Annotated in this window: 14 protein-coding genes; 3 read left to right on the top strand and 11 right to left on the bottom strand. The window is 40.7% G+C overall.

Annotation, left to right across the window (positions count from 1 at the left end):
- Window positions 1-22 precede the first annotated feature (22 nt).
- Window positions 23-667, top strand: coding sequence for an START domain-containing protein (locus tag HYG93_RS09605; RefSeq protein ID WP_120365779.1), 645 nt, complete (start codon window positions 23-25; stop codon window positions 665-667).
- Window positions 668-670: 3 nt separating this feature from the next.
- Here HYG93_RS09605 and HYG93_RS09600 read toward each other — a convergent pair whose 3' ends face one another.
- Window positions 671-1,108, bottom strand: a complete 438-nt coding sequence (locus HYG93_RS09600; RefSeq protein ID WP_120364604.1) for a hypothetical protein — start codon at window positions 1,106-1,108, stop codon at window positions 671-673.
- Window positions 1,109-1,206: 98 nt separating this feature from the next.
- On the opposite strand from HYG93_RS09600, the gene HYG93_RS09595 reads away from it, so the two are divergent.
- On the top strand, window positions 1,207-2,649 hold the full coding sequence (locus HYG93_RS09595; protein ID WP_120364603.1) for a PLP-dependent aminotransferase family protein: 1,443 nt from the start codon (window positions 1,207-1,209) through the stop codon (window positions 2,647-2,649).
- Window positions 2,650-2,736: 87 nt separating this feature from the next.
- Here HYG93_RS09595 and HYG93_RS09590 read toward each other — a convergent pair whose 3' ends face one another.
- The 5 genes from HYG93_RS09590 to mutY form a co-directional block, all read right to left on the bottom strand.
- Window positions 2,737-3,759 (bottom strand): NAD(P)-dependent alcohol dehydrogenase, encoded by a 1,023-nt coding sequence (locus HYG93_RS09590; protein ID WP_120365780.1) that lies wholly within the window; start codon window positions 3,757-3,759, stop codon window positions 2,737-2,739.
- A gap of 1 nt (window position 3,760) precedes the next feature.
- Window positions 3,761-4,342 carry a DNA-3-methyladenine glycosylase I gene (locus HYG93_RS09585; RefSeq protein ID WP_106985623.1) on the bottom strand — a complete coding sequence of 194 codons (582 nt, stop codon included), beginning with the start codon at window positions 4,340-4,342 and terminating at the stop codon, window positions 3,761-3,763.
- An 18-nt stretch (window positions 4,343-4,360) separates the two neighbouring features.
- The gene (locus HYG93_RS09580; protein ID WP_120364601.1) at window positions 4,361-4,606 is read right to left on the bottom strand and encodes a hypothetical protein; all 246 of its coding nucleotides are present in this window, start codon (window positions 4,604-4,606) and stop codon (window positions 4,361-4,363) included.
- A 16-nt stretch (window positions 4,607-4,622) separates the two neighbouring features.
- Entirely contained in the window at window positions 4,623-5,129 is a 507-nt protein-coding gene (locus tag HYG93_RS09575) for a M23 family metallopeptidase (protein ID WP_120365812.1), read from the bottom strand.
- A gap of 87 nt (window positions 5,130-5,216) precedes the next feature.
- A complete protein-coding gene (gene mutY / locus HYG93_RS09570; RefSeq protein WP_120364600.1) occupies window positions 5,217-6,248 on the bottom strand; it encodes an A/G-specific adenine glycosylase in 1,032 nt (343 codons plus the stop codon).
- A gap of 341 nt (window positions 6,249-6,589) precedes the next feature.
- On the opposite strand from mutY, the gene HYG93_RS09565 reads away from it, so the two are divergent.
- Complete coding sequence (locus HYG93_RS09565) at window positions 6,590-6,976, top strand: hypothetical protein (protein ID WP_120365782.1); 387 nt, start codon at window positions 6,590-6,592, stop codon at window positions 6,974-6,976.
- 203 nt (window positions 6,977-7,179) lie between these two features.
- Here HYG93_RS09565 and HYG93_RS09560 read toward each other — a convergent pair whose 3' ends face one another.
- From HYG93_RS09560 to HYG93_RS09540, 5 genes are all read right to left on the bottom strand, one after another.
- Window positions 7,180-7,542: an HIT family protein gene (locus tag HYG93_RS09560; protein ID WP_106985619.1), complete on the bottom strand. Its 363-nt coding sequence runs from the start codon at window positions 7,540-7,542 to the stop codon at window positions 7,180-7,182.
- 49 nt (window positions 7,543-7,591) lie between these two features.
- A complete protein-coding gene (locus HYG93_RS09555) occupies window positions 7,592-8,338 on the bottom strand; it encodes a dienelactone hydrolase family protein (RefSeq protein ID WP_120365783.1) in 747 nt (248 codons plus the stop codon).
- 191 nt (window positions 8,339-8,529) lie between these two features.
- Window positions 8,530-9,222: an FKBP-type peptidyl-prolyl cis-trans isomerase gene (locus HYG93_RS09550; RefSeq protein WP_106985617.1), complete on the bottom strand. Its 693-nt coding sequence runs from the start codon at window positions 9,220-9,222 to the stop codon at window positions 8,530-8,532.
- A gap of 58 nt (window positions 9,223-9,280) precedes the next feature.
- Window positions 9,281-9,994: an FKBP-type peptidyl-prolyl cis-trans isomerase gene (locus HYG93_RS09545; protein WP_120365784.1), complete on the bottom strand. Its 714-nt coding sequence runs from the start codon at window positions 9,992-9,994 to the stop codon at window positions 9,281-9,283.
- Between the two features lie 270 nt (window positions 9,995-10,264).
- Complete coding sequence (locus HYG93_RS09540; protein ID WP_117007722.1) at window positions 10,265-12,460, bottom strand: polysaccharide biosynthesis tyrosine autokinase; 2,196 nt, start codon at window positions 12,458-12,460, stop codon at window positions 10,265-10,267.
- Window positions 12,461-12,472: the final 12 nt, after the last annotated feature.

The raw sequence follows: 12,472 nt of genomic DNA, 5'->3' as shown, positions 1-12,472 counted from the left end.
ACTAAAAAGACGAATAATTGGAATGAAAATAGCTTTGTTGATGGCCTGTGTACTCGCATGTTCTGCGACTACACAGGCAGCACCTACAGATAACGTTAAGCTCAGTATTAATAAAAACAATATTAAAGTTTGGACGATTCAAGACAGCCAAAACCCAATCATGATGTATAAAGCAGAAACCACGCTTAATGTTCCCATTGAACAAGCTGTGGCGCTGATTTTAGACGTGGATCATGCAATGGAATGGGTGCCTTTTTTAAGTCAAATGAAAGTCTTATCGCGCGATGACAAAAAAGGTGAATTCCAACTGTATATGGTGTTGGATTTTCCATTTCCTTTAAAAGACCGCGATTTGGTTGTGCAAGGTAAAATGAGCAAAGATGCACAGGGCATCATTAGCATACAAAATAAAGCCATTAAAAAAGGCTATATGCTGAATAAAAACTACGTCCGACTGAATCAGTATGAAGGCGATTGGTCGTTTCAGAAATTAGGCCCACAAAAAGTCAAAGTATCGACCTATGGTTATGCCAATCCTGAAGGGGCTATTCCCTTGTCAGTCGTGAATATGTTTGTTCAACAGCAGCCTTATCAAATGCTGCAAAAAATGAAAGTAGAGCTAGAAAAACCAAAGAATTTCGCGCCCTTACCTGACATTTTAAAGTAGTGTTTAAAACTTTCTTTCCGGTGAACCCAATGTATACACGGTCAGTTGTTTCATCCGTTCAGGCTGAGGCAACTGTAGGCTAAGCAAGGTTTCTTCAGGTACTGCACCATTTGCCTCTGCTGATGGCGCCAGTTTAATTTGAAACTGCTGAGCACTGTTTTGTTCACAGTTAAAGCGCAATTTTTTTTGACTCGGCATGAGACGGGGTTGATAAGATGTCTGCGCCTGATACACATATAAGCGCTGACTGGCAACATGCTGTAATGCAGGCTGAATATGCCAGAGTTGATATTGGGTCAGATTTTGGGTTTTTAAAAAGCCTTCAATTAATGCACTACAAATAAAATGTTGCTGTTGAGCGACGGTATTGCCTTGTGGCTGGCAAGCTGAAAGTGCAATTGCACAACTGAATAGGCTGAGCGCTGTGGCTATTGTTCTCATGAATCGCTCCTGTATCCTTTTGAAAAACTGTACAGAAAGCTTAAATATGTTAGTGTTTAGGATACAGATACAGAAAATATAAAAAAACGGGTACAGATATGGCATTTCAATATCAGCTGCTGGCACAGCAGCTGAGGCAGAAAATATTGGCTGGGGATATTGTTGCGGGGCAGCGCTTAGCTTCATTACGTCAATTTTCTGAGCAGCATAACATTAGTCTAAACACAGCAAAAAGCTGTTATGAAATGCTCGAAGCGCAAGGGCTGATTTATGTGAAAGCTAAGTCTGGCTATTTTGTACAGCGTCCCTCGACTGTGTCAGGTTGTGCTATTGATGCCCCAAAGCATCCAGATTTCAAGTCGGAAATGCGTGAAGTTTCCAATTTAGCACTGCAAATTGAAATTCATGAAGCCGCTATCAATAGCAAGCTCATTCATTTAGGATCAATTCAGCTTTCTCCGAATTTAGTCCCAGCCAAAGCATTAAGTCGTTCGATTCAACGTGCCTTAAAGTACAGCAAGCCTGAAGATTTTCTATATAGCGACCGCCAAGGGCATATTCGACTGCGTGAAGCACTGTCTGCCCATTGGGCTGAAGATGGCTTTCATATTGCCCCTGAATTGATTTATATCAGCAATGGTTGCATGCCAACATTGGCCGTTATGATTCAAAGCTTGACGCGTGAAGGGGATGGCGTGATTGTGCCAACCCCTAACTATAATGGGCAATTGCAGATGCTGGCCTTACTCAATCGTAAAATTGTGGAGATTCCTGCCAATACGGAAGGTTTTGACTTGGTGCGATTGGAACAAGCCATGCAACAGTCAGGGGCTAAAGTTTGTTTACTCACTGCAAATTATCAAAATCCCTTGGGCTTTTGTTTGAGTAATGCAGATAAAGAAAAAATTGCGCAATTGGCTGCCAAATATCAATGCTATGTGATTGAAGATGATATTTATGCCGAATGTAGCTTTAGCATGCAGCGACCGCTTCCGATTCAGTATTGGGATCAAGAGGGTTATGTGGTGTATTGCGGTTCTGTCTCCAAGTCATTATCACCTTCTTATCGCGTGGGATGGTTTTGTTTGCCTACACGCTTAAAACCAATGCATGCAAAAATTATTCTGCGCAATGTCTCAGTCAATACACCGCTGCAATTGGGCTTGGCAGATTTTATCTTTAGCCGCGAATATCGTCAGCACTTAACGGCATTACGCCCCCAGTTACAACAACAGGTACAGCAGTACCGTCAGTTTATTGCGCAGGCTTTTCATGGCATAGATTTTCGTCTTAATGATCCACAAGGGAATTATGCATTGTGGCTTCAATTTCCAGATCAGATTAATAGTTTAGCGCTGTATTATTTTGCTGCCGAACAAGGGATTAATTTGGTGCCGGGAATTTTATTTGGTGAAGACAGGCGCTATAACAATTGCATCCGCCTCAATGCAGGGCATGAGCTATCGTTTGAGGTTCAGCAAGCTATTCAGTTACTCGCAGATTGGGTTCGGGCAGAGCTGGACAATCAAGCGGTTGCTTAAATATCGAAAGCAATACTTATGCTATGTCGATATAAAAAAGCCTGCAGTGATGCAGGCTTTTTTAGTTTAGATTTGATCGCGCAGGGCCTAAAAATCTGCTTTGAGTACCACACGGTAGCGTACTTTACCTGAATGTAATCGTTCAATCGCCTCATTAATTTGTGACATAGGGAACAATTCAATTTGTGGTGCAATATTTTTACGCGCGGCAAATTTTAACAGTTGGCGCAAAGCGGCAGGTGAACCTGTTGGCGAGCCAGTGACCGATTTAGAACCACTGATGAGCGCACCTGCTGGAATTTGCATGGGTTCGAGTGCCAGCCCAAGCATGTGAATAGCGCCATTGGGTGCTAAAGTCGCAAGATAAGCCTGCCAGTTTAATGTGACATTCACGGTACTCAGTAAGAGGTCAAATTTGCCACGATGTGCTTTGAGTGCATTAGTATCACGGCTACTGACCACATGATCAGCGCCCATGGCTTTAAGCTCCTCTGTTTTATCTAAACTAGAGGTAAATGCAGTAATTTCACAGCCCCAAGCTTTAAGTAGTTTAATCGCCATGTGGCCAAGACCACCAATACCGATGACCCCGACATGATGAATGGCTTGAATCTCGTGTTTTAAAATGGGATCGAATACCGTGATGCCACCGCAAAGCAGTGGGCCTGCAGATTCAGGATCAAGATCATCCGGCAGAGGAATGACCCATTGCCAACCAGCACGGACTTTATCTGCAAAACCGCCTGCATGGCCAACAATTGTTGCAACTTTGTCACCAGTACACTGTACTTGCTGTCCTGCTACGCATGGGTCACAGCATTGGCAACTCTCAGCAGTCCAACCCACACCAACACGCTGACCTAATTTTAATCCTTTGGCTTCTGAACCTAAACGTGCAATGGTGCCAATAATTTCATGGCCAGCTACAACAGGATAAACAGCAGAGTTCCAGTCATTATCAATAACCGAAAGATCTGAATGACACAGGCCACAGTATTCAACTTTAATTTCGACCTGATGTGCGAGTAATTCACCCGCATCAAATTGATAAGGCTGTAGTGCTTCACCTGCCAGCATGGCTGCATAGGCATGAATGGTATTTTCACTCATCTCAACGCTCCTTTTTTGAGAGGATTTGATATTTAAAGTCACAACTATTTTCATGGTCATTGACCATGCCCACAGCTTGCATAAAGGCATAACAAATCGTTGGCCCTACAAATTTAAAGCCTTGCTTTTTTAGGCTTTTGGACATGGCTTGGCTTTCTATTGTTTGAGCTGGCGCTTGATAATAGTTGGGCACATCATTGCACAGTGTTGGTTGGACTGAAAATGACCACAACCATGCCACAGGGTCGATACCCGCGAGTTTTAAATTTTGCCATGCAATGGCGTTGCTACGAATGGCCTGTAATTTACCTAGGTGACGAATCACATTTGGGTCTTTGACAATGTTTCCCAGTTGCGTATCGCTCATATTGGCAATGCTGGCGATATCGTGTTGAAAAAAATGTTGGCGATATGCCTGACGTTTTTTAAGTACGGTGATCCAAGATAGCCCAGCTTGCTGGCCTTCTAAGCACAACATTTCAAACAGTTGTGCTTCATCATGTAGCGGGTGCCCCCATTCATGATCGTGGTATTGGATATACAACGGGTCTTGTGTACACCACGCACAGCGTTGGGCGCTCATGGTTTTGAGTTGATCCAATTAAAGCTTAAATTCAGACCATTGGTCATTTTGATTGTCCCAATAAGACAGTGCCGCTTGATCTAAGTCACTAAATTGAATCCATACATCTTTGCCCGCTTTGTCTGCATAGCCTGTACTGATCATGAGTGCTTCTTCGGTAATTTCCATAATCCAGCCTTGATGGGTCTGTCCAGCCACGGTGATTTTTTGTTGGTTACCTGATTCTGCAAATTCAACAAGGCGGCTGATCAGTGCTTCTGACATGAATGTTTCCTGATAATTAACGTAAATAAGGGAAGGGGTTAACTGCACCTCGGCCTTTGCCATTTAAGTAAATACCATAGTGTAGATGTGGGGTGGTATGGCGAGCGTTGCCGGTATTACCCACATAGCCTATGAGATCACCTTTTTTGACATAATCTCCGACTTTAAGTCCACGCTTATGGTCATCTAAATGTGCATAGTAATGCCAAGAGCCTGCTGGCCCGATTATCCATACCACTTTACCACCCAAATTGTTATTGCGTAAGTCGGCAATCAAGCCTTCGGTGGCGGTGTAGACTTTCGTTCCACGTGGAGCCAAGATATCTATCCCTTCATGTGTACGACCACTGCTACGTGATGCACCCCAAGTATCTTTTAAATTTTTGGCTTTAATATCGTCTACAGGCACTGGCAGTTTGGTTGGCAAGCGCATCTGTTGGAGTTTTTGAATTTGTGCGGGGGGCAGTGGTTTGGAGGATGCTGGTGGTGTGCTGGTACAAGCGGCCAGCCAAAGCAGATTCATTCCTAAAATGACAATTGCAATCCAGCGCAGCACGGCAATCCCTCTATGATCTAATTGGATGTGCCGAAGCACTGTGTTCTGACTATGTCATAGATTGATGGCTGAGATCAATTTTTTCATTGCGGTTGGAATTCCGAGTGCAGATGCGGCTTGTGGTGTTAGCCATTGCGCATTGAACTCGATTGCCAAATGTTCTTTTTGATCTGGAGGAAGTTCAACGGCAATCGCATCAAGGTGCCAGGTAAAATGGGTAAAGCTATGTGAAATTTGTGCACGAGAAATTTCTTTTTTCAGTGCATAGCGTTGCAATTCATTTTGGAAATCAAGTGAACTTTCATAAATTGGCAAACACCATAAACCACCCCATAAGCCCTGATTTGGACGCTGTATCCAAAGCCATTCTCCAGCAGATTGAATCAACAAGACTTGTGCTTCTTTAACTGGAACAGGCTTTTTGGCTTTTTTAAATGGCAGTTCAGTTTCAATGCCTTGCTGATGCGCCTTGCAATGCTGCTGCATTGGGCAATAGAGGCAAAGCGGTTTTTTGGGCGTGCAGACGGTTGCACCTAAATCCATAATTGCTTGCGTATAGTCATGATTACGCTCAGTAGGACATAACTGCGTTGCTAAAGCCCACATTTCACGTTCATGTTGTGGCTTAGACAGGTCATCTTCAATGGCAAAAAAGCGTGAGAGCACACGTTTAACGTTGCCATCCATAATCACGCCGTATTCACGTAAGCCCAGAGACATTAAGGCCCCAGCGGTTGAACGACCAATGCCAGGCAGTTCAATCCATTGTTCTAAATTGCTAGGAAATGCTCCTTTTTGCGCGACAATGCCAGCTGCTTTATGTAAATTTCGCGCGCGGGCATAGTAGCCTAAACCAGCCCAATAAGGCGCCACATCATCCCAGCTGGCACGACCTAAGTCCTGTACAGTGGGAAAACGCATAATAAAACGCTCAAAATACTGCAAGACGGTTTTGACCTGCGTTTGTTGGAGCATTATTTCAGACACCCAGACTTTGTATGGATCATCGACAACTTGCCAAGGCAAATCATGGCGACCATGAACATCAAACCAAGCCAGTAAAGCATCTGAAAATTTAAAAGACATGGAACATCATTAATACAGTGAAAAACGCGCTTTATTGTAGACCATTCAAATTTGATGCGCTTTGATTTAACTTTAAAATTGTAAAATCAATAATGAATTTAGTGTTTATTATTGTTTTATTTAGATATTTTCTTAGGGTTAAGTGAAATGGCATAAAACTATTGAATATGACTAGTTAAATAAATGTGAAACTTGAGCATTTCTATGAAAATATAAGATTATGATTTAAAAAGGAAACTACAAGTATTTCGCATAATATGGATGAGGTTAATTTTAGAAATCGTTAACTTAAACCTAGGGTTGAGATCGATGTGCATTCTAATTTGTAGGTATTAAAAATAATGGGAATTGCTGAATATTCAAAAAGACATTATGTTCAAATTAGTCTGATCATTATATTTTCCTCATTCACAATACATACTTTAAGAGAGCATTTTTTTCTAATTAATAAAGCTAAAGAACTATCAAAAAATCATCAGAATATATATTTAGGATGCTTGTATTTGGAAAAAGCATTTTCAACTAAGCATGGAATCGAAAGACATGATGTCAATATAAATGGTGAGAAGCTTTTACTTCAAAATATGAATATTCATGGTTTTCCATTTCACTATAAGTATTTTGTTTTTCAACAAAAAATTAAGCATAAAACCTGCTATAAAGTTCGATATATTCAAGTGAATTATCTACTCGCAAACAGAACATATATTTATGATTTAGTAGAATAAATCTGTCATAAGGATCATTAATCTATTGAACCAAATGGCTGTTATTAGAAATCTAAAGTGCTCATGTCGGATAGGAATCGTTGTTCACGATTTAGTTAGATTAAGTGCCCATGAATATAAGCATAAATATCAACATTCTAAAAGCGTAGAAAAAAAGATACAGGCCCCAATAGGACCTGTATCTAAACATCGTTACTCAAAAATTAAGGCTGTGCTATGTTGCCCCAGCGCTGATCAAGGACTAAGTCTTGGTTGTCATAATAGGGGATAATGTGAATATGCAAATGCTCAGCTTCTGTGCCAAATGCATGACCGTCATTAAAGCCAATATGAAAACCCGCTGGCTGATGAATTAAATTTAATTCATTGCGCGCTTGTTCCAATAAAGACATTAAGCTTTTACGTTCTTTGTCAGTGATTTCAAAAAATGAACTGACATGACGTATTGGAATAATGACACAATGTCCTTTAGATAGGCTTTGGGGTTCTGGGAGAATCAATCCAAATTCATTTTGTGCCAGTACTGCATAATCATTGTAGTCACAATAAGGGCAGTGCGTATTCATTGTTCTATCCTCCTTCGAATCAGTGGATATTCAAATTATAAACTTAAATTTACTCAGCAGTTTTAAGATTGCGGTCGAGTAAATCGTACATGGCAGCCAGACTCTTTTTTTCTGCTTCGGCGTTATAGCCTAAGTCAACGCCATTGGCTTGAGCACGTTCATCTGCTAATGGATTTGAGAATCCATGTTTAGCATCTTCATATACAATGACGTCATGCTCAACCTGAGCGCTAAACATTTCTTCTTTAAATTTTGCGACATCATCTAGACTAACCATGCTGTCCTCTGCACCATGGAGGACCAAAATTTCTGCCTGAACTTGACCTGCTTGTGCAGGCGTTTGTGCAGATAAATTGGCATGGAATGTTGCAACAGCTTTGAGCTGTGCACCAGAGCGCGCCAAATCCAATACAACTTTGCCTCCATAGCAAAAACCAATCGCACCCAGTTGGGATGCATCCACTTCTGCTTGAGATGCAAGACAGTTCAGTGCTGCTGTAGCACGATCTACAATGGTATTGCTTTGCTCGAAAGTTTGCATCATCCAAGCATAGGCTTGTTTTGCATCTGTGGTGACGTTTTTATTGCCGTACATGTCGAGGGCCAAAGCGGCATAGCCATGTTCTGCTAATTCTCGTGCGCGCTGCTCTGTATAGTCATTTCGTCCCCACCATTCAGGTGAAACCAGTACGCCAGGTACGACTTGATCTGTTTCAGGTGTGGCAAAATATCCAATTAAAGTTGTTCCATCTACCGCCTTATATTGAATTTCACGTGTTTTTATTTTCAGAGCCATGAAGCCAAATCCTTGTTCCAATACGAATGCAAAGATTAAAGCATAAAAATATGATTTATTTATGATAAATGCGTAAATTGCAGGCTAATAAATTAGGGTAAAAGTACACTATCCTGCACGGAATATAGAGCTGACTTAGGGCTGAGGCAGGCTTATCATCCCGTAGGGCAATAAGCCAAAATTGTAATGAATTATTTAGAATTCACGTTGAGTAACTCAACATCAAAAATTAAGGTGCTATTGGGTTCAATGACATCACCTGAACCAATTTGACCATAGGCCAAATTTGCAGGAATAAAGAAGCGATATTTCGCGCCTTCTTTCATCAGTTGTAAGCCTTCCGTCCAGCCTTGAATCACTTGGCTGACTTGAAAGTTAGCGGGGTGGTTACGTGCAATTGAACTGTCAAAAACAGTATCATCAATTAAGCGACCTTCATAATTGACGGTCACATTTGAATTGGCCTTAGGCGATTTGCCGGTTCCCTCTTTGATGACAATATATTGCAAACCAGACTTGGTGGTTTTAACCCCTTCTTTTTTGGCATTTTCAGCTAAAAATGCAGTACCAATTTTTGCATTTTCGTCGGCTTTTTGTTTTAGCTCGATCAATTGTTTCGCTTCTGCTCGACGCTTAAATTGGGTCAATACACGCGTCATTTCTTCGTCAGTTAAGGTTGCAGTTTGCCCTTGAGATGATGCTTTTAAGCCCTGTACAAAGGCATCAAGATCCATATCTTTCATGGCATCGGCATTACTACGACCCATTAAGTAACCAAAGCTATAGCCCACTTGTTCGGCAGTGCTACTTTGCGTATTAATGTCTTTTGCGAAGGTCGTGCCACTCAAAAGTGCACAGCATAGCAGGCTTATTTTAATTTTCATGTTGTTTATTTCCAGAAGAAATGAAGGAGAGCAAATGCTCTCCTTGGAATCATTTTTGTTATTTCACTTTAATCAATTCAACATCAAAAATAAGCGTGCTATTTGGTGGAATTGTGCCAGGAACGCCGTTTTCACCATAACCTAATTTTGCTGGAATATAGAGTGTTGCTTTACCGCCTTCTTTCATCAATTGTAAGCCTTCAGTCCAACCAGGAATCACTTGATTCAGTGGGAACTCAATTGGCTCTCCGCGCTCAATTGAACTATCAAAGACTTTACCATCGACCAATTGGCCTTTGTAGTGGACTGTCACGATCGAATTGGCTTGAGGCTGTTTCCCTGTACCTTCTTTCGTAATTTTATACTGTAAGCCAGATGTGGTTGTTACAACACCTGGTTTCTTAGCATTTTCAGCAAGGAAGGTGTCGCTAGCAACTTGTACTTGTTGCACTTGATCATGCTGTTTTTGTTGCATGTCTTTTTGGAACTGTACATAGGCTTGTTGTAATTCTTCTTCTGTATAAGCTGGTTGGGTGCGAGCATGGCCTGCACGAACACCTGTCACAAAGCTATCAATATCGAGCTCTGGAGGAGTTTGGTGAGCAACTTCATAGCCCAATGCATAGCTAATTTTTGCGACAGCAGAGGCATTGGCTGCAGGTTGAGTTGAAGTCGCAGCCTGTACAGCTGGTTTTTGTGACGCAAAATACACTGGAACAAGTGCAGCACCGCCTAGTACAACAGCGACAGCAATGGGTAGGGCCTTACTCATAAAATTTCCCAAATTATTCTAAATCTATAAAGTTGCTGAAAGATTAGCAGACTTTTCCAGCTGTGGTGCAATAGCTTGTGTGAATTACACCTGATTTGAGCTGGAAAACTCATCATAGTCATGTCATATAAAATATTCTATAACAGACTGAATGTATAAAACATTTATCATACAAATAAAATGGATTTAATCGCCTATTCTACTGTGCTTTAAAGTCTTTGCTGGTATAAAAAAACCAATGCAGTGCATTGGTTTTTAAACAATCAAGATTTAGTCCTGATCTTTATTGGCTTTATAACCATAAGAGTAATTATAGCCATAACCGTAGCCATAACCACCTGTGCCACGCTGAATATCATTCAGAATCACACCATTAATTTTGACACCCACTTGTTCAAAGCGGTTCATGGTCAATTCAAGCTCTTTCATTTGCGTTTTAGCAAAGCGTGCAATCACCAGATTTATACCAGTATATTGTGAAATGATAATACCATCGGTCACAGCCAACACAGGCGGTGTATCAATAATAATATGGTCATAGAGTGGTGAAAGTTGCTCTAAAAGTGCTGCGAATTTTGCAGAGCTGAGAAGTTCTGATGGATTCGTTGGGCTCTTGCCACGAGTAATTACACTTAAGCCAGAAATTTCAGATGGTTTGATAATCGCATCTAGATTCTGTTGGTTATTTAAGTAATCAGCAAGACCAGGGGTATTTTCAGTGTTGAAATATTTATGCAAATAACCGCGACGCATATCTGCATCAATAATCAATACGCGTTTATTGCTTTGCGCCAAAATTGCGGCCAAATTGGTCGAGATAAATGATTTACCTACTTCAGGTGCTGGGCCTGAAATCATAATTAAATTATTTTTGGCACTACTCATTGCAAAATGAATCGCGGTACGCATGCTACGTAGGCTTTCAATAGCAATGTCATCGTTATTTTTAACTGCAAGAACAGGAATAGTTTTCTTTTTCTTTAACAGTTTAATACGACTTTCTTGTACTGGTGAACGCGGTACAGTGGCATAAACAGGTAAATCAAGTTCATTTTCAATTTGTGATGAGTCTTTAATACCTGTGCGCATCATATTACGCAGTAATGCAAGGAGTGTACCTAAGAAGCCACCTACAAAAATGGATAAAACTAAAATGATTAATTTCTTGGGTTTGATCGGCTCTACAGGCTCGATCGCATGGTCTACGATGCGAACATTGCCAATTTCACCCGCTTTAGCAATACGCAGTTGTTGGTAAGAGTTTAGTAGGGAAGTATACAGTTGATTTTTCACTTCAACTTCACGATATAACTGCAAGTAACGACGTTGTAGGTCAGGCAGTTGCTTGAGTGTATTTTCTAATTCACCAATTTTTTTATTCAGCGCACTCAGCTGGGCCGTCATCTGTTGCATCACAGGATGTTCGTTCGTGTACTTCGCACCAGCTTCGGCAACTTTTTGCTCTAACTCTGCTTTTTGTGTTTCTAGGGTTACACTTTGTGTTAAGTAGAGTTCAGATTCTTTGGTGACATCAACCGTATTATATTGTTGACGGAATTTGTTAAATTCACGTTCAGCTGTATCCAGTTGTTTTTTTAATTCTGGTAATTGTTCATCCAAGAATTTTAGGGTTTGTGCACTTTCTGCAGAGCTACGATCAATATTCTGTTGTTTATAAACATCTAAGATGGCATTGAGTACTTTGGTGATATGTTCTTGATCTTGACCTTGATAATTAAGGCCAAGTACACCAGTTAGTTTTCCTTTTTCTGCAACAGAGTAGTCGTCAAGAATATTTTTTACTGCATTCGGAAGAGAAAGTTTTTGAATTATATATTGGTCATTGAATTGATCTTGACTAAATATGGTAACGATCCAAAGGCCTTCGGGTGTCGATACTCTATTTTCCTTATTTAGATCACCAGAAAATACAATTTGTTCTGTTTTTTTATCTGTAAGTGTGAACTTTGTATTTTGGAATTTGAGTTGTAATGGTTTATCTAGATAACTGTTAGGAACTGACAATTTTCGGATATCAAAAGCCTGCTCATTGTCTTTAAACACCACTGAATTTTTGAGATATTCTGTAGAGTAATCGTGCGGTGCAAATAAACGATTTGTAAAGGTATCTGAATTGCCTTGAATTGTGATATCTAAATTTAAATTTTGAATGACTGTGCCAAGTACTAGGCGTGAGCGTAAAAGTTCAATTTCAGTTTGAGCGGGTTGCTTTTGATCAATCATATTCGAAAGATCACCCAGTAAGGCTGCAGATGCCCCTTTACCTTCTTCTACTTGTACTAAAGCATCGACAGAATATGTATCTGGCGTGGTACGTAAATAGAGCAGGGCGCAGACCAAACTTAAAATAACGCAGAGCGCAATCAGTTTCCACTGAGCAATTAATGAGAAAAATAATTCTTTTAAGTCAATGGTATCTTCAGTATTGGTGTTTTGTTGGCTCATAATCGTCATTCA

This window comes from Acinetobacter sp. SwsAc6 (genome assembly GCF_013391565.1).
GTDB classification, from domain to species: domain Bacteria; phylum Pseudomonadota; class Gammaproteobacteria; order Pseudomonadales; family Moraxellaceae; genus Acinetobacter; species Acinetobacter cumulans.
The sequence above is the reverse complement of the archived record's forward strand: the minus strand, read 5'-3'. Positions and strand labels throughout refer to the sequence as shown.